This is a genomic window from Alcaligenes sp. (genome assembly GCF_050255915.1).
In the GTDB taxonomy this organism is placed as follows: Bacteria; Pseudomonadota; Gammaproteobacteria; order Burkholderiales; family Burkholderiaceae_B; genus Alcaligenes; species Alcaligenes aquatilis.
The window spans coordinates 27822-45592 of sequence record NZ_JBFWIQ010000002.1; the positions used below are offsets into that span (position 1 = coordinate 27822).

Annotated in this window: 14 protein-coding genes; 1 reads left to right on the forward strand and 13 read right to left on the reverse strand. The window is 53.5% G+C overall.

Annotated features, from left to right (window positions below; genetic code table 11):
- The 12 genes from AB7E06_RS02410 to AB7E06_RS02465 all read right to left on the reverse strand — a co-directional run.
- A partial coding sequence (locus AB7E06_RS02410; protein WP_427954957.1) for a retention module-containing protein occupies positions 1-2026 on the reverse strand: 2026 nt, incomplete at its 3' end.
- A 175-nt stretch (positions 2027-2201) separates the two neighbouring features.
- Positions 2202-2816 carry a response regulator transcription factor gene (locus tag AB7E06_RS02415; protein ID WP_094198146.1) on the reverse strand — a complete coding sequence of 205 codons (615 nt, stop codon included), beginning with the start codon at positions 2814-2816 and terminating at the stop codon, positions 2202-2204.
- Positions 2817-2933: 117 nt separating this feature from the next.
- The gene (locus tag AB7E06_RS02420; protein WP_094198147.1) at positions 2934-4295 is read right to left on the reverse strand and encodes an HlyD family type I secretion periplasmic adaptor subunit; all 1362 of its coding nucleotides are present in this window, start codon (positions 4293-4295) and stop codon (positions 2934-2936) included.
- A complete protein-coding gene (locus AB7E06_RS02425) occupies positions 4292-6481 on the reverse strand; it encodes a type I secretion system permease/ATPase (RefSeq protein ID WP_321265487.1) in 2190 nt (729 codons plus the stop codon). Before AB7E06_RS02425 ends, AB7E06_RS02420 begins: the two co-directional genes overlap by 4 nt.
- Positions 6459-6680 (reverse strand): hypothetical protein, encoded by a 222-nt coding sequence (locus AB7E06_RS02430; RefSeq protein WP_094198149.1) that lies wholly within the window; start codon positions 6678-6680, stop codon positions 6459-6461. The genes AB7E06_RS02425 and AB7E06_RS02430 overlap by 23 nt, the downstream gene beginning before the upstream one ends.
- Positions 6681-6719: 39 nt before the next feature.
- Positions 6720-8258, reverse strand: coding sequence for a TolC family outer membrane protein (locus tag AB7E06_RS02435; RefSeq protein ID WP_230019571.1), 1539 nt, complete (start codon positions 8256-8258; stop codon positions 6720-6722).
- A 797-nt stretch (positions 8259-9055) separates the two neighbouring features.
- Positions 9056-10465 carry a YadA family autotransporter adhesin gene (locus tag AB7E06_RS02440; RefSeq protein WP_346549135.1) on the reverse strand — a complete coding sequence of 470 codons (1410 nt, stop codon included), beginning with the start codon at positions 10463-10465 and terminating at the stop codon, positions 9056-9058.
- Between the two features lie 69 nt (positions 10466-10534).
- Positions 10535-12703 (reverse strand): phosphocholine-specific phospholipase C, encoded by a 2169-nt coding sequence (locus AB7E06_RS02445; protein WP_427954961.1) that lies wholly within the window; start codon positions 12701-12703, stop codon positions 10535-10537.
- A 31-nt stretch (positions 12704-12734) separates the two neighbouring features.
- A complete protein-coding gene (locus AB7E06_RS02450) occupies positions 12735-12914 on the reverse strand; it encodes a hypothetical protein (RefSeq protein WP_230019568.1) in 180 nt (59 codons plus the stop codon).
- Positions 12915-12997: 83 nt separating this feature from the next.
- The gene (phnE, locus tag AB7E06_RS02455) at positions 12998-14002 is read right to left on the reverse strand and encodes a phosphonate ABC transporter, permease protein PhnE (RefSeq protein WP_108728319.1); all 1005 of its coding nucleotides are present in this window, start codon (positions 14000-14002) and stop codon (positions 12998-13000) included.
- Positions 13999-14865 (reverse strand): phosphonate ABC transporter ATP-binding protein, encoded by an 867-nt coding sequence (locus tag AB7E06_RS02460; RefSeq protein ID WP_230019567.1) that lies wholly within the window; start codon positions 14863-14865, stop codon positions 13999-14001. The genes phnE and AB7E06_RS02460 overlap by 4 nt, the downstream gene beginning before the upstream one ends.
- A gap of 5 nt (positions 14866-14870) precedes the next feature.
- Entirely contained in the window at positions 14871-15809 is a 939-nt protein-coding gene (locus tag AB7E06_RS02465; protein ID WP_094198154.1) for a phosphate/phosphite/phosphonate ABC transporter substrate-binding protein, read from the reverse strand.
- A 223-nt stretch (positions 15810-16032) separates the two neighbouring features.
- On the opposite strand from AB7E06_RS02465, the gene AB7E06_RS02470 reads away from it, so the two are divergent.
- Positions 16033-16866 carry an HAD-IIA family hydrolase gene (locus AB7E06_RS02470; protein WP_094198155.1) on the forward strand — a complete coding sequence of 278 codons (834 nt, stop codon included), beginning with the start codon at positions 16033-16035 and terminating at the stop codon, positions 16864-16866.
- On the opposite strand, the gene AB7E06_RS02475 is transcribed toward AB7E06_RS02470, so the two are convergent.
- Positions 16863-17765, reverse strand: a complete 903-nt coding sequence (locus tag AB7E06_RS02475; RefSeq protein ID WP_230019566.1) for a MurR/RpiR family transcriptional regulator — start codon at positions 17763-17765, stop codon at positions 16863-16865. The genes AB7E06_RS02470 and AB7E06_RS02475 overlap by 4 nt on opposite strands.
- Between the last annotated feature and the right edge of the window lie 6 nt (positions 17766-17771).

The following is a 17771-nucleotide window of genomic DNA, read 5'->3' on the forward strand; positions in this document are numbered from 1 at the left end:
CACCACCGTCACGGCTGACCGTGAACGTACCGGCCTCACCTTCGGTGATGTCCGTCTGGTTAGCCACGATATTGACCGTCGCCAACTCATCATCATCCTTGCCGTCATTATTGCGGTCATCAACAATCAGACCTGCGGCGGACAAATCACCCTCCAGCGCATTGATCACCTCGGTGATCTCAACCGTGAAGTCCTCAGGACCTTCATAGACCTTGTCATCGGCCGTCACCACACGCAGCTGTAAGCCGCCGTTGGCAGGCACTTCATACTCCGCATTCGGATCCACATCGACCCAGTTGCCAGCAGCATCCTGAACCTGCAACGTACCCACGAAGTCATCCGCATCGGCCTTGCCGTCCAGGCTCAAGCCCAGCTTGACCTTGGCCACCTGATCCGTGTCACCACCGTCACGGCTGACCGTGAACGTACCGGCCTCACCTTCGGTGATGTCCGTCTGGTTAGCCACGATATTGACCGTCGCCAACTCATCATCATCCTTGCCGTCATTATTGCGGTCATCAACAATTGTGCCTGTACCTTCACCCTGGACTTTATCAACAGGGGTACCGTTCTGTGTCTCGCCTTCTTGCGTAACAGTCAAGGTGAAGTCTTCTTCACCTTCAAAAACATCATCGTCTTTAGTATCTACAGTTACCGTGACGTCAGTGACACCGGGAGGCAGTGTGAAACTGTATGTGCCGTCACTATTTTGTGTGACAGGCACCGTATCACCATTGGGCAATTGCACAACAGGGGGCTGATCAAGAGCTATATCGCCATCGTCCGTGGAGCCATGCCCCAATTGCAGCGTAACCGTGGTCTCGTTGTCGACTGGTTTACCAAAATTCACGTTGAAGGTACCCGAACCTCCCTCACTGATGACCGTGTCGGACACAGTAATCGCAGGTACATCGTTATCTTCAACGGTAGTCGTTACCGGATCGCCGTACTCAACCTTCTCGTAGTTGCCGCCCGTGCTGCTCTCAATCCCGACATTTTCCGGGATATTGCCTTGCACCGTCCCATCATCAGGACGAGCTGGATACGTGACAGAACCGCTAGTCTCACCTTCTTTGATGATAATTTCCTGACCATTAGTCAGTTTAATCACCAAGTCTCCGCCTTGCGGAGGATTTTCAACTGTTGCGGTAATGGTGATGTCCTCACCTTCTACAACCGTATCGGGGCCTTCCAAAGTAATTTTTGTAGCATCATCATCGTCCGTGATGGTGCTGCTGGATGTACTGCTCGTATCCAGATTCTCGTAGTTACCGCCCGTTGTCGTGCTGATACCAATATCCTCAGGACGATCGCCTTGTGTGTAAGCATCATCCGGATACGGATTATCAACAAGCACCCGGCCTTCCGTACTGCCAACCGGAATCGTAATAGTGCTGCCATTGGTCAGCGTGATGATCAGATCTTGCCCAGTAACTGGGTTATCGACGCGCGCAATGATTTCAAATGGCTCGCCTTCCGTGACTCGCTCTGGTGTTTCCAATGTCACAGTCGATGTACCAGCAACGAGAGTTGGGTCCGTCTCATCGCCACCACCACCGCTAAAACGAGGCAATTCTGTGCCTAATACGCCTGGTTTGGGATACTCCAGGGCTAATGGTCGGGTTGTCTCAACAATACTGACCAAACGCACAAAACTACTTCCGCCCTCTCCGCCACCCGTCAGCACAGCAGCGGTAGGATCTAACTGTTCAAATGGGTCATTACCCGCTTCCAGTGCTGCCAGTACTGCAGCAATCGCTGGATCATCAGGATTGGTCAGAACGGCCACAGCAGGATCGACATCCGTCTGGGCAATATCGTCACTCAGCAAGAATTCCCGATTATCGGAAATGGTCATAGGCGGCCCGCCAGGAATCTCGAGCTCGACAAATGCGCCTGTTTCGGTAGTGATCTCAGCGTTTACGGGAACACGCATTCCCTCTTTGAGCGCTACTTTTGAGCCATCGCTGGTACGCATCCATGCTGTACCTTCAACGCGTGTCACTAAAACAGTATCCAGTGCCATAATTGTCTGATTCCTAAAAAAGACCGTCGCAATGCGACCATCTGAAATTGGCTTTCTTTGGTATGAGAATAGCGAGTTGATCTGCTATGTGATATTGGCGCTGCCGCCAGTTCGCCGCTTTACTTGCGATTCTTTACGCAAGTTGACAATGCAGGACTGGACGGCCCAAACAGGCTTATGAAATGCCGTGTACTTTTAGCGCCAACATTAAACGATCAGTTACACCAAGCTTTTCAAAAATAGCTTGAAGGTGGGCACGCACTGTTCGTTCAGTAATGCCAAGATCCTGGGCAATCAATTGATTGGAGTGCCCCAACGAGGCGCGTTGCGCCACCTCGATTTCACGGCTGGTCAAGTTGCTTTCCCAACCCGTGCGAATTTCCAAGTGACGAGTCACGTCACTGAGCAGGCGACTCAGCAAAGACTCTCCCACCCAAACCTGGCCCGAGGCCACGTGCTCCAACACTTGCTCCAGCAGAGCCGACGAGCTGTACGCGTGAATATAAGCTCGGGCGCCCAACGCCAATACGGCTTGCCCTTCAGAGTCGACAGGCCGAGGGCTGGCGACCACCACCTTCATCCCTTTTACTGCCTGTACCCATTGCGGGTGATTCCATAACGCAAGCGCACTGTCAATGACGACAAGCTCACGATGTTGCTGTTTCCACCGTAACAAATCCTCCATACCTCGCCCTCGGGCAGGCAAGTAGGTTACGGAATTCTGGTGACTCCAATGCTGCCACAAGGCTTCATCGTTCGTCAGAAATAAAACCGAATTTACTTGTCGCATACCGCTTTTCCCTTACTGGTAACACGAGCTAAAAAGCCATCAGCTCTGAGGCTGACGTGGGATTATTTATCCTCTATCGTCAGCACTACTCCCCCCGTACAGGCCACCCCTGCCGCTTTAACGCTCTGTAAAGGCGTTAGAGCGGGCCCTGAGAATGGGTTTGAGTAAATACTGCATGACAGTGCGTTTACCCGTGAGGATATGAACCTCTGCCACCATGCCAGGCAAAATAGGCCGATTATCATCACCCACGTAAACGGTATCAGTGCGCACTTTGGCTATATAAAATGAATTACCCTTTTCATCGGTAATCGTATCGGCACTGGTTTGCTCCAACACTCCGGCAAGACCGCCGTAAATCGCAAAGTCATAGGCAGTAAACTTAACTTCAGCAGATTGACCCGGGTGAAGAAATCCGATGTCACGCGGCTGGATACGCACCTCCAACAACAAGGAGTCATCAGTCGGCACGATCTCCAAAATATCCTTACCAGGTTGCACAACCCCCCCCACCGTATTAGCGGCAAGAGTTTTAATCGTCCCACGTACTGGCGAGCGCACTTCAGCCAATCGGACACGATCCGCCAATGCGCGCTGCCCTTGCTCTAAAGAAGCCAATTTGGCGCGAGTTTCTGCCAGCTCTGTACGAGCCTGGTTACGGAATGTAATTTCAACATCACCGATCTTGTTCTGCGCCTCTTGTATGGAGGCCTCGATCCTGCTTATTTGCGCCGTAGCGGCTCGTTGTTCTCCGCAATAACGCGCTACATCGCGCTGCAAGCGCAACAAATCCACTTCAGAAACAGCCCCGCTTTTCAGCAAAGGCCGCGTCATTTTCAATTCTTGCGATGTCAGGCCACAGCTCGATGCCGCCTGATCCCGATTGGCCTGCGTTTCTCGTAGCTCTTGCTGGCGTTGATGCAGTTGCTCCTGAGCGACAGAGATATTGGAGCGCAGCTCCTCGGTACGAGCTTGCCAGACGCGACGCTCCATTTCAGCAAGATCCGGCGCCTTTTCCACAACCTCGGCAGGCATATCCAGGGTTTGATCAGCCGCAATGGCCTCAAGCCGGGCCGCCTTGGCCAACAACGACAAGGACTCTGCCTCATTCTCACCCAAGGAAGACGATGCTCGCGTGGGATCAATGCGCAATAGCACTTCGCCCTGCTCAACGGATTGCCCGGGCCTGACAAGAATTTCCTCAACAACACCACCATCGAGGCTTTGTATGATCTGTACCTGCCGAGAAGGCACCACCTTCCCTTCTCCACGCACAACCTCGTCAATGTTGGCCAGACTTGCCCAAACAATCAGCACGCAAATTGCCAACAGCGTCAACCAGATCAACAAACGCGAACCGCGAACCTCTTGCTGACGTGCCGTCCAAGCTGCATTTTTGAGAACACTTCGGCTTGGTGCAGGCCCAGCATCGGCCTTCAGCCTTGCCCGTATCCGGGAAAACAAACTTTTTTTCGTCATGTCGCGCTCCGGGCCTTGCCAATCTGCCCACTACGCAATGCTGTAATGACCTGCTCCTTGGGACCATCGGCCACAATTCGCCCCATATCCATGACAATCAAGCGATCAACCAAGTCCAGTAGCGCTGTACGATGCGTGACCAGCACCACCGTTTTGCCTTCACATTCAGTGCGCAAACTATTGCGCAAAGCGGATTCGCTTTGATTGTCCATGTTGCTGCTAGGCTCATCGAGCAACAGAATAGAGGGGTTTCCCATCAAGGCCCGGGCCACCGCAACCGCTTGACGCTGACCGCCAGAGAGCGAATCACCACGCTCGCCGATCATCATGTCGTAGCCATCTGGGTGCCGACGAGCAAAATCATCCACACCCGCCAACTTGGCGGCAGCCAACATCTGATCATCCGTAACGTAGGGCGAACCCATCGTCAGATTATGTTTCAAGGTGCCATAAAACAGCATCGGATCTTGTGAGACATAGCCCATAGAACGACGCACATCAGCTGGGTCAATCTGCTGATTATCGATACCGTCTAACACAATCGTGCCCGAGGTCGGTTTATACAAGCCCAGAATTAACTTGGACAACGTGGTCTTACCTGAACCTATACGCCCGATAATGGCCACTTTCTCCCCTGCCTTGAGGGAAAAACTAAGCTGATTGATCACATTCTGAGTTGCACCGGGATACGCGAAACTAACACCACGGAACTCGATGGCACCTTCAAGATAAGGCCGAGGCACAAAATTGCGATCATCAGGGTGTTCGACCGGCAACTCCATATACATACCAATCGAATCCAGCGACGTACGCGCATTCTGATATTGCATCATCAGCCCGGCCACTTGCCCAAATGGGGCAAGACAACGGCCCGCAATCATGGAGGAAGCAATAATGCCCCCCATCGACAACTGCGCGTCCTGAATCAGATATACACCGATGATAATCACGCAGATCGTGACCACTTGGGTCAACATCTGCACGGTGCTTACCGTTACAGCCGAAGTCATCTTGATTCTGGCCCCTTGTCGAGCCAGGTACTCTGTAGACTGCTCCCAAGCGCGCTGGGCATTGCTCTGCGCATTCAATACCTTCAAGGTTTCAAGCCCAGCCAAGGACTCCACCAGGCCTGCGTTGCGCTGTGCAGCCGCTTGAAATGTTTGCTTGGTCAACCGCTCCATCCGAGCCTGGGCAAACCAGGACACGGCAAGAATAATGATGATAGCCACGACCGGCGGGATTAACATCCAAGGCGATATCCAGGCCAGTACCGCAAGAAACAGGACGACAAATGGCAAATCAACCAGCGTTGTCAGACTGGCAGAGGCAATAAAATCGCGCACAGACTCAAACGAGCGCAAATTGGCGGCAAAAGAGCCCACCGAAGGCGGCCGATTCTCCATGCGCAAATCCAATACCCGCTCCATAATCCGTGCTGATAACTGAATATCAACCCGCTTACTGGCCGCATCAACCACATACGCGCGTACGCTGGTCAACAGAAGGTTCAGCACGAGCACCAAACCAATCCCTATAGACAGTACCCACAACGTTTCTATCGCATTGTTAGGCACCACGCGGTCATACACATTCATGGTGTACAAGGGGATCGCCAAGGCAAACACGTTAATCAGAAACGCCGCTCCGAGCGCATCCCGATATAACTTCCAGTTTTGCGATACGGTCGCCCAGAACCAATGCTTGCCTTTCAGGGGCGTTATACCCTCTGTTGCTCGCACCTCGACCCGGAAGTCAGGTTGTACAACCGCGAGCAGGCCAGAATACAGCTCCTGCAATTGCTCCAGGTCAATTTCACTGGGGCTGCCGCTTTCTGGAAAATGCACAAGAGCACGATCATCCTCGAAGCCCAACAACACGCAAGCCCGACTATCGTTCAGCAGCAAAATGGCTGGCAACAGATTGGGATTGAGTTCGGCAAAAGAACGGCGCCAAATACGCGAGGTGCAATGCCCACGCGCTGCAGCCCGACTCAAAAGAGCGGGCGTCAGGCGTCCCTTCTGCAAGGGCAGACCCGTAGACAGATGCTGGGCCGTACATGGATTGCCGTGAATACGGGTAATCTCTACCAAACAATTCAGTAACGGATCATCATGAGTCAGATGAGGCGGGATACTGAATGTCTCGCTCTGTGGTGTTGGATTTTCAGATGAGTGGTTCGTCGTCATTAATCAAATCCAGCGAATCTCGCAGGCGCTGACGGGTTTGTTTGCGCTCGTTTAATTTAGCCAAGGCTTCAGGGGGCAAATCAGTCATGCGAAGAACGCCATTCGCAATCAAGGCGTCAATCAAGTCTTCCAGAACCCGAATAAAACTGGCATCCGAGACTGACAGCTCTTGTTTATAGCCCTCTTCTTCTGGACTCATATAGCCCCCTAACCTTCAAGTACGCTCAAGCAAAACCAATTAGTTCAGCCCAGCTGTTTTTTCACGCAAGACCGGCGGGGCCATATCGTCACGATAGTCAACTGTTATCGGAGTCAGATTGCTGGTATCCGGTACAGGTGCCATACATGCCTGAAAGGCCTCTTCGGGGAAATCCAGTTTGGCGGCTTCGTCAGGTTGCTCCGAGTAGGGCTGCGCCAAACCAACTGCTGATACCAGACGGTGCGACAGCATCAACCAGCTGTACTCGGCCTGTTGCAGGTCATAGGTGGCATTGGCCAACGCACGACGGGCATCAAACAATTCGTTTTCAGTATCCAACAAGTCCAGCAAGGAACGCTGGCCAATCTGAAATTGCTGCATATAGGCCACACGAACTTTAGACGTAGCCAGCTCATGTTGTTGCAGGAAAGGCAACTGGGCACGCAAACGTTGAACGTTGTTCCACGCTACGGACAAGTCCTGTTGCACGTTGCGGCATGTATAGTCGCGAACATCCCGCGCGGCATACTGCTGGGCAGTGGTCTGACGAATGCGCGCCATATCTGCCCCACCCCGGAACAGGTTATAGGACAGCACTAACTGCACGTTGGAGTTTTGGGCATCACGGTAAGACGATCCGGGTGGATCATTTTTATCTTTACCTGTTGCCGCACGGAACTCAAGTTTTGGGGACATACGCCCTTGAGCCACATGCTTGCCAAACTCGGCCGCTTGATACAGAGCCTGTTTAGCCAAAATGGAAGGACTGTTGCGCAAAGAAGGCAAGAAGTCGCTGGTTTTTGTGGGCAGGGATTCGCTCAAGGAAGGAGCAGGCTGCAACACCTCAGGAGCCGCTACCCCGACGATACGACGATAGCGCTGCAAAACGTCATTCAAGTTCCCGGCCTCGGTCATAACGTTACTTTGTGCCAAAGACTGGCGGCCATATGCCTGTTCCAGATCAACACCACGCCCGACGCCCGAGCTGGAGCGCTCCTCGATCTGCTTCAGGATATTCAAGTGCAGATTGTAATTTTCACGCGCCAACTTTTCCATTTCGCGGTATCGCAGCACGTCAATATGAGCATTCGCCGCCTCCAGCGCCAAGGAATCTACGGAAGCCAACAAATCATAGTAGGTGGCCAGTTTTTCGTAGCCCAACTGACGCACCTGATTAATCGACGAGAAACCATCAAAAATCAACTGGCGTAACTGCAAGCTATAGCCACTGCGAGACCAGTTCACAGACGATGCACTGGATGTGCTACCACGCCACTCCCGACCTACCCATCCTTCGGCATTGACTTCAGGCAATAACGCACCACGGCTGACATTCTGCCCTTCCAACGCAGACTGGAAGTCTTGGAAGCGAGCGCCAAGTTCGGGGTTGGACATGATTGCCCGCTCGATACTGTCTTTGAAGCTCAAGCTGTTTTCCTGCGCATGAACTGGCTGAGCCAGCACAAGCGCTGTCAGCAGCGAACTTACCGTTAGAGTTTTTTTACCACGCACGTCGGCCTCCGTAAGATCCTGTGCTGCGCCCACAACGGAGAACATCACCTCAGCGTTGTAACGCATTGCCAGATCAAATTTAAGTACAAAAATGAAAGAAGAATGGGTTCGGTGTGCCGCCTAAACAAAGCGAAAGAAACACCCCCCGAGGGCCCAACACCTATGTATTGCACATGGGCTTTACATCTAAGGCTGGTAAACACATCACCAGCCGCAGCAGTATGTTCATAATGGACCGGGGCAAGACAAGGCGGAGCTACAGGCTTCTGGCCTGTATTCTTGGAGCATAACCTTGTGTCTAATTGTGACTTTTTGCACGAAAACACACTATGATCGTCACACGAGTCACGGGACAAATTGTATCTTAGATTACAAGGGCTTTCGTCGATGACAATGTTAAAAATAATAAATAGCCTGTGACAAAAAGGGCAACAAAACTCTGAAATTAAACGATTTTAAGAAATCAGGGGCTTAACAAATAATAGCGTCATCATACCCTACTTCTAGATTTCTCCGTAAGAATCTACAAAATCTTTCACCTTAATAAGTATTTAGGTTACATCAACACCCAACAAAATTTTTAACATGCAATAAAAATAATTTTCTTGTCATACCTCTCGGCAACACGCTTATTGCAAATGCCACATTTGTAACTTTTACTTATGACACTGCAATGACCCCTACCCGCCGTATCAAGCAAAATCTAAAAAGAAATTAATAATCAAAAACTTATAACAGTATTTGAATTTCCACCCAGGTTAACGGGCACACCCGAAGCAAAACCAATCCCACTCTACAGGCAGGAAAACGGGCTGATAAACAGCCCGTTTTCTTACCACTTCCCTACTCCTTGTCCAGATGGCCTACCACTGATAGCCTACCCCTGCCGCCGCCCCGAGGTCTCCTCGAGACGTACCGTTGGCATTGACCTTGTACACCCAAGTCCCACTTTCCGAGACACGGGAAATGCCCAAAGCGTAGCCCGATTCACCATTCCAGGTCCCCCCCGCCAAAGAGACCATATTGCGCCCTGGCAAGTACGCCTGCGGCAAGGCTGCAGTTGCCATGGCAGCAGCGACCCCGGCACTCAACTTGCGCTCCTGAGACTGCAGATCACGATCCAGACGCCGCACAGACTCACCAAAGCGTGTCTCGGCCGCCTGGCTTGCTGCCCTTAACTGAGCCACATTGACAGCATCTGTCTCCTCACTACCGGGAGCTAGCCCTGTCAACTGCCGACCACCCAGATTCACTTCGCCCTGAGAACGATGGACACCATCCAAGCCATAGGCAACATATTCCTGGGATGCTCCGCGCACAGCCTGCGACCCGGCCCCTAGTGCGACACTGCCTTGCACAGCCTTCGCTCCCGAACCCAGCGCCACACCGTCAGTACCCGCTACGGCACCCGCTCCCACTGCGACACTTCGATCTGCAACCGTACCGCGACCAGCCCCCGAGCCAATTGACACATTGTCATTGCCTTGAACGCCCCCACCGGCGCCAGCACCATGAGCAATATTGTTATCACCCGTCACATCACGGCCCGCCCCCAGACCTAATGCAGCGTTACCCTCACCTGTGACGCCATAACCCGAATAGGAACCCAACGCCATATTGTTGGAACCCTGTACATTCTGGCCGGCATTCTTACCCTGGGCCAAATTGCCATTACCCACTACCTGTTGACCGGCATTCTGGCCCATTGCCAAATTGCTATCACCTTGCACATTACGGCCGGCCTCCTGGCCCAAGGCGGTATTACCATTTCCGGTTACGTCACGCCCCGCATTGCTTCCATAGGCAGCATTGTTATTGCCCACCGTATTCGTGCCTGCCCAAAAGCCCATGGCATCGTTGTAGTCTCCCTTGACGTTTTGTCCCGCACTACGCCCAATCGACTGATTCCACCCCCCTTCGACATTGGTGCCGGCGTAATAACCAATAGCCTGATTGGCATTTTTGCCGCTGACATTAGAGCCGGCGCCTTCCCCAATACCCAAATTCCAGTTCGTCGACACATCATTGCCAGCGCCCTTGCCCACCGCAATATTCACGCTGCCTGAGACATCCTGGCCTGCGTTATTGCCAACCGCCACATTGTTCTTCCCGCCGACATTCTGCCCGGCTCCCTGACCATACCCGGCATTGCTGCCATCCCACACAGCAGGCGGGGCAGTCTGAGCCCGCACATCCATTGGCTGCAACACAGCCCCCAGCACGGCTGCCGTCAATACCCCATTCACGGCAGCGGCTACATACGTGTATTTCATGAATCTCTCACACTCAAAAACAGCTCGACAGGCCCGAGCCACAACGTCCCGGGCCTTTCTCGTTAGACCTTACAGTTGCACCGCCATAGCAGGATCGCTGACGCCATGCTTGCCCGTTTCCATACGACCGGCAAAACGACGCTCGAAGCCCTCGGCCTGTACCGAAAAGTCGTACCAGTTGCCACTGTCTTTCACCGACCAACGCTGCTCAGTCACCTGTCCGGGCTCCACAAGCAGCTCCCATGGACCATCTGTGCGATACATGTTCGACAGCACCGTCGCCTTCTGAGCACGATCACCCTGATTGGACAGTTTCAAATAGACATCACCTGCAGTCGGCTCGTAACAGACCTGCACTTCCAGCGATACACCTGTCTCGGTATTGCCCACAAATGTGCGCACAAATCCATTCGTGCTGTACACCCAGAACTCGTAATCCCCGTTGTCCTGTGTGACATCCCAGGTGTCAGACAACAATTTGCCAGCCTCGACGGTGTAGCGACGAGGGATCAAGTCCAAGTGCTTCTTGTCGTAAACGTGAAAAACAGCCCCTGCGTGCCCGGTATTGCTAAACAGCAACTCGACAGCCCCTTTCTTGTCTACTCGCGCACTGGTATGCAACTCATAAGGCAAGGCACGTGAATAACGAACACCTGCTTCCTGATACAGAGGCTGCGGCGTCGCAGGAGGTTCAGCACGAGGCATCGTCTTTTGTTGTGCTTCCATCGCCTTGTAATCGCTCATGTCAGGCAAAGTCGGGAAGGAAGGATCATTCGGGCTGGCAAAGTCAAAGGCCGAGGTCAAATCCCCGCACACGGCACGGTGCCAAGGACTAACGGCGTCAACGGTGATATCGAAACGTTTTTCCAGAAACTGGGCCACAGAGGTATGGTCAAACACCTCGGAATTGACCCAGCCGCCACGACTCCAGGGGGAAATAACGTACATCGGCACACGTGGGCCCAAGCCCCAAGGACGCAAATTGCCACTGATGGTGTCATCGGCCTTCAAGTACTTACGCGCAGGATCGGAGAAATACTCACCGTCAAGCGAAACAGTCGATTTGCCCATCAACTTGCCATCGACGTCATAAGAAGGGACAGCAGGTGGGGGCAAATGATCGAACAAGCCATCGTTCTCATCAAACGTAATGATGAAGGCTGTCTTACTCCAGACTTCCGGGTTCGCCGTCAAGGCATCGAGTACCTGCGAAATATAATCCGCACCTTGGGCTGGACTACCACCACCACTGGGGTGCTCAGAGACCGACGGCCAGGGCAGAATCCAGGACACCGCTGGCAAGGTCGCATCCAGCACATCTTGCTTGAGATCCTCCAAGCTGTGATTGCTCATGCCCTGCTCATACAAAGGCTCACCTGGCTTGGACTCACGGAATGACTCAAAGGCCAAGCCCCCGTGCATAGCCCCCGTCCAGTTATTGTTCGGATCCTGATAAATACGCCAGCTCACACCCGCGTCCTGCAAGACATCAGGCAGGGTTTTCCAGGTAAAAGCCGAGCCTTGATAGGTATAGCCCGGTGTCGGTAAGGCCCCTTTGACCCAGCAGCGCAGGTTAACGGGTTCCGAATCGGAGTCCGTGCAATTGACCCCCATACGGCCGAGTTTGGGATCGTAATTAGAGCCGGACCAGAAAATAATCCGGTTGGGATCGGTGCCTGTCGCAATCGAACAGAAGTTTGCATCACACATGGTGAACGACTCGGCCAGCGCGTACTGGAAGGGAATATCGTCGCGTTTGTAATAGCCCATCGAGTACGCTTTTTTGTACTTGGGCCACAAACCAAACTTGCCTTGCCCCCAGGCCGCCTGGGCATCTGGCATGTTGTGAGGCGTACCAGGAACAAACAACGCGTTCATCGTGGCCGAGTTCAAATGGTAAGGCAGCACTTCCTTCGTACCGTCAGACTCATGCCAAACGGATTTACCCGACTCCAAAGGAATCGGGAAACGATCGCCAAAACCACGAACTCCTTTCATCGTGCCGAAGTAGTGGTCGAACGAACGATTCTCTTGCATCAGGATGACAACATGCTTGACGTCCTTAATCGTTCCTGTATCCACCGTCGCTGGAATAGCCAACGCGCGTCGAATAGAAGCGGGCAACATAGCCATCGCCGACAAGGCGCCAGCAGTTTGAGCAGAAGTTCGGAAAAATTTGCGTCGACCCGGCTGGGACAGTTCGATACCGGCATCGTCTGGGGGCAGAATCTTGGTCATGGTGCTAATCACTCAAAAAAGAAAAACGTCATCAAGGAGCGCAGCGCAACTGCGGTGTCTCGGGAACCTCGGGTTGTTCAATATCGCCACCGCCACCAGGGGGCGGGGTAGCAGAGGAATCCGTATCAGAGCCACCGCCACAGGCAGCCAGTGTCAAACTCAGGGCAATAGCCGCAACAACGCTACGGCCCAGTACAAGGTACGAGGTCATGAATCACTCCAGATCGGGAAAACAGGGCCGGCACGAACCGGCAGGGACTTGATAGAACGGCAGCCCTTACGGGATGCCGCTACTTAGCTCAGGCGCTGACGCAAGCGGGCCGCTACCTGATCCAACAAAAAAACAGTGATAAAGATCACGACGAGAATGGTCCCGACGTGGGCGTATTGATACATGTCATAGCGTCCTTTCAGCTCTTGCCCAATACCGCCCGCACCGACCAAACCCACCACCGTCGCCATCCGGACGTTACGATCCAGGATATAGAGGGTGTAGCCAGTAAATTTAGGCATTACCTGAGGCAATACGGCATACGCCAAAACCCGCAACTTGCCCGCGCCGATCGCCGTCAGCGCCTCTTGTGGCTTCACATCAGCAGTCTCGATATCCTCGGCATAGAACTTGCCCAAAAACCCCATGGAGTGGATGGCCAATGCCAAGACACCTGCAATCGGGCCAAAGCCATACGCCAGCACCAGAAACAAGGCGGAGATCAGCTCTGGCATGGCTCTAAATAGGCTGACCAAGGCCCGTGCTGTGACATAAAACACGCGATGCGGTGTGTAATTGCGCGCACTCCAATAGGCCAATGGCGCACTCCCCACCATGGCTAACAGGGTGGCCCAAATGGCGATCTCGAAGGTTTCAACCATCTTGACGGCTACCCGCCACACATACCCCAACGGCTCCACCAAGTAGGTCTGCGTATAGACCTCTTCTTCCATCTGCAAGGTATGCGGGTTCAACGATTGCTCGACCACATCAACCGTTTCCACATAGGCAAACAAAGGGAGTTTCTGCGGGTCAAAACCTTCGATACGGCTCACTTGAGTGCGATATGACACCTGCAAGGGAAACATGTTGTCTGCCAAGGCGCTCAGACCCGAAGTCACCTGCGACTGATCCTTAATACCAACCGTCGCCAAGACCCCATCTGCACTCAATGCCGCCATACGATCCATCTCTACCCGCTTGCCGGTATACAACAGCGCAATAAGCACCACGATCGCTATCAAAACGGCCCGCACACCGTAAGGAGGATCCAAATGCCAAGCGGCTGCACTTTCAGGCTTATTCATGACACGCCCTCCACCAACACAGTGCCCGGTCTGACCGTCGAACCGCCTGGCGATGCAGTGGCACGGCCAGGCGTCATGACCGCCCCAGACCATGCCTCCACGGGACTTCCTGGCGTCCCGGCCTGGTACAAGGCTGTGGCTGCGGCCTCATCGAATGCACTGGCTGGCCCATCAAAAACCACAACACCCTGACGCACCGCCACAATCCGATCCGCAAACTCACGGGCCAGCTCTACCTGATGCAAACTGCACAGAACAGTCGCCGCCCGATCACGCGCCTGGCTACGCAACAAACTCAAAATGTCACGGCTGATGCGCGGGTCCAAGCTGGCCACCGGTTCATCAGCCAGCAGCACCGCGGGCTCCAGCATGAATGCACGGGCGATACCAACCCGCTGCTGCTGCCCGCCCGACAGTTCACTGACGCGCCGATGCAAATGCTCCGGCTGTAGTCCGACCTCACGCACCAAGCGGCAAGCCCGCTCGCGTAGTGAGGCTGGAAACTGCATCAAAAACGCTCGCCACGCAGGCAAACCGGGCAAGGCTCCTGACAGCACGTTCGTCGCGACGGTGGCACGCGAGACCAAATTAAAGTGCTGATGCACCATCCCAATTCCCGGTCGCACCGCTTTCAAGCTGCTGCGCTGCACACGCTGGCCATCGACCCAAACTGCCCCCTGCGTAGGAACAGTGAGCCCATTAGCCATACGTAACAAGGTCGACTTGCCTGCTCCAGAGGCCCCCAGCAGCACACAGAACTGTCCTCGAGGCACACTCAAAGACACCGATTTGAGCGCAGTCGTGCCATCGGGATATCGCATCCCCACAGATTCAAAACGCAACATGGCAGCGATCTCGTTCATCACACTCACCGCTGTGCAGCCTTGGCCAGAATCTCGCCTTTGACCTCGTCAGTGAGCAATGACATCTTGGATGCGGGGCCACTGAACTGCTCTTCCGAGAATGCCGTGTCGTAGCGATCCAATTTGGCACCGCCATAGCCACGCACCATGTCTGGAGTCACGCCTGGAGCTTGATGAACCGTCGAGAATGCTTCTTTCAAGGTCTTTTTCAGCCCCTCAGGCAGTTTGGTGTTCATCGCCAGCGGGGGATAAGGAATTGGCTCGCTCTTGAAGATAACCTTGACCGATTGAGGATCAACAGCACCTTGGCGAACAGCTTTGTCAAAAGAGTCAAAAGACAAGGCGGCTGCATCGACCTGCCCTTGCACCAAAGCAGCCAAACTGCTGGCATGGCTACCGGTCAAATGCAACTCGGCCAAATCCTGGGCGGGATTCATGCCATCGTTAATCATAGAAGCCATCTGAAACGTGAAACTGGATGCCGAATTGACATCACCAAATGCGGCACGTTTACCTTTCAGGTCCTTCAAAGAGGTCACAGAGGATTCTTTCGGGGCAAACATGGCGGCGTAATAGGAAGACTGCCCCTTTTGCACACCCACCGCTAACAACTGAGCGCAACCCCGGTCATGTGCCTGCACATAAGAGACAGGTCCCAGAAAGGCAACTTCAGCCAATTGGTTGCACATCCCTTCCACCACAGCTCCATAGGACTGCCCAACCGTCAAATCAAAATGCAGACCCGTGCTGCTTGTGATCGCGTTGAAGATGGGTTGGTAGTCTGCCTTGGTACCGGACTCTGTACCGCCATCAGCAGGGATCAACAACACGCGCAAGGGGTGCTGTTGTGAACCATCCGCCAATGCCTGTGCCTGTGCAGCAGCGAACGGAGTCAGCATGAAAGCCAGGGCCAATGCGGAAAGATGAAAGCGGTGCGTCTTCATTTCGATAATCCTTGTCGTGAAAAGGTGTGCGTCATGACATGGGTACTTGTCTGACATCGAAACGAAGATTAGCTGCCTTATATGACAAAAAAATGAAAATAGCTCAAAACAACAAAAATGATTTTTGAATAATGTTCAGTTAGAATTTGAGCCATTCCAGCGCGCAGAGCCGGCATTGCGGCCAGTTCGACGCGGTCCTTTTTTGACACTCTGTATCTCGTTTATGACCTCCTTGCTCTCTGCTGCGCCACCCAGCTCCCAACCCGATGCTCCATCGGATGCATCATGGCTCTCTCAGTCCCTAGGTTTGATTCTGGATTTAGATGGCACACTCATCCGTGGCGATGAAGTACTACCCGGCGCCAAGGAATTACTACATTACTGGGAGGGTCGGTATATCGTGGTTTCCAACAACTCTACCCATACCGCACAAACGCTGGCCCCCCAACTGCAAGCATTGGGGTTACCAGTGCCACCGGCCAACTTGGTGCTGGCAGGAGAACAAGCCATACATCACATTGCCTGCCGCTACCCACACAACCCGCTTATGCTGTGCGCCTCTCAAGCGCTGCGGGCACTGGCCATGGAGCTGGGTTTGACTCTGGTAGAGCGAAATGCCGACATTGTTCTGCTGACGCGAGATCGCCATTTCAGCTATGACACTTTGCAGCAAGTCATCCGTGAACTCAGCCAAGGCGCCACGCTTCTGGTCAGCAATGCTGACCTGACCCACCCTGGCCCGCAAGGTCTACTCACCCCGGAAACAGGCGCACTATTACAGGCGGTATTAGCCTGCATACCTGGGGCGCAAGCGGAAATTCTGGGTAAACCGCAATCGATGCTATTTAGGGAAGGCTTGCAACGTCTGGGCTTGCACAATGAGCATGTGACCGTTATCGGGGACAATGCCGCCACAGATGCCTTGGGTGCAGTCAGCCTCGGATTAGGCTATCTACTGGTCGGCCCATCCTCACAAGCCGACGCGCCAGACGTAGGCGCCTTGATGCTCCGAAACATCCCCGTGCGACGTCATCTCCACGAAGTCAGCCAAGGTTAATAACGCTTGTTGGATAGCACTTCAAAGGTGCTGCGCAAAGTCTGCACCGATTTATCATAGTCAGCTAAGGCCAGGCAGGCGATCAAGGTATCAATAATAGCCAGTTGAGCCAAACGACTGGTCATCGCCTCGGTGCGAAAATGGGTTTCGCGGGACATGGTGTGCAAGACGACATCGGCATAGCCTTGAATCGGAGACTTGCCAAAATTGGTAATACATATCGTGCTGGCGCCCGCCTCTTTAGCCAGACGAGTGGCCAGTACGGTTTCATGTGTACTGCCCGAATGAGAAATTGTCAGCACAACCACCTGCGGCCCGGTCAGCGAAGCGCTGATAGCCTGTACATGTGAATCCGTGACCGCTGTTGCCTGCAAACCAATACGCAACATCCGGTAGTGGGCATCGTGCGCAATCACCGACGAACTACCAATACCGTAAATTTCAATACGCTGCGCCTGACGGATCAACGCAACCGCCTTGGCCAAGGCAGCCGGATCGAGTACCGACTCTGTCTCTTGCAAGGTTTGAATATTGCTGTGAAAGATCTTGCTCACAACCTGATCGATTGAGTCACCCGACTCCAGATCCTCGTGTATGTACTGGACGGGTTGCACAATTTGCTGGGCCAGCGAGATTTTCAATTGCTGAAAACCTGTTGCACCCAGCAGTTTGCAAAATCCAACTACGCTTCCCTCACTGCATTGCGTGCGCTCAGCCACTTCACTGACCGACATGTGGACCACATCTGCCGGATAGTTAATGACAAATTCACCAATGCGCTGTGAGGCCGCCCCCATGGTCGGTAACAAACTCCGAATGCGCGCCAGCATGGCCTGAGGAGTGCTGCGAGGAGACTCTGCCTCCGGTGAGATACGGCGTGTACGTTTCGTGGTGACCATGACAGG

Coding starts and splice junctions, on each gene's coding strand:
- AB7E06_RS02465 (WP_094198154.1), bottom strand. CDS start 15,809: ATGAAGACGCACCGCTTTCATCTTTCCGCATTGGCCCTGGCTTTCATG.
- phnE (WP_108728319.1), bottom strand. CDS start 14,002: ATGAATAAGCCTGAAAGTGCAGCCGCTTGGCATTTGGATCCTCCTTAC.
- AB7E06_RS02475 (WP_230019566.1), bottom strand. CDS start 17,765: ATGGTCACCACGAAACGTACACGCCGTATCTCACCGGAGGCAGAGTCT.
- AB7E06_RS02420 (WP_094198147.1), bottom strand. CDS start 4,295: ATGACGAAAAAAAGTTTGTTTTCCCGGATACGGGCAAGGCTGAAGGCC.
- AB7E06_RS02445 (WP_427954961.1), bottom strand. CDS start 12,703: ATGACCAAGATTCTGCCCCCAGACGATGCCGGTATCGAACTGTCCCAG.
- AB7E06_RS02415 (WP_094198146.1), bottom strand. CDS start 2,816: ATGCGACAAGTAAATTCGGTTTTATTTCTGACGAACGATGAAGCCTTG.
- AB7E06_RS02450 (WP_230019568.1), bottom strand. CDS start 12,914: ATGACCTCGTACCTTGTACTGGGCCGTAGCGTTGTTGCGGCTATTGCC.
- AB7E06_RS02440 (WP_346549135.1), bottom strand. CDS start 10,465: ATGAAATACACGTATGTAGCCGCTGCCGTGAATGGGGTATTGACGGCA.
- AB7E06_RS02425 (WP_321265487.1), bottom strand. CDS start 6,481: ATGACGACGAACCACTCATCTGAAAATCCAACACCACAGAGCGAGACA.
- AB7E06_RS02435 (WP_230019571.1), bottom strand. CDS start 8,258: ATGCGTTACAACGCTGAGGTGATGTTCTCCGTTGTGGGCGCAGCACAG.
- AB7E06_RS02460 (WP_230019567.1), bottom strand. CDS start 14,865: ATGAACGAGATCGCTGCCATGTTGCGTTTTGAATCTGTGGGGATGCGA.
- AB7E06_RS02470 (WP_094198155.1), top strand. CDS start 16,033: ATGACCTCCTTGCTCTCTGCTGCGCCACCCAGCTCCCAACCCGATGCT.
- AB7E06_RS02430 (WP_094198149.1), bottom strand. CDS start 6,680: ATGAGTCCAGAAGAAGAGGGCTATAAACAAGAGCTGTCAGTCTCGGAT.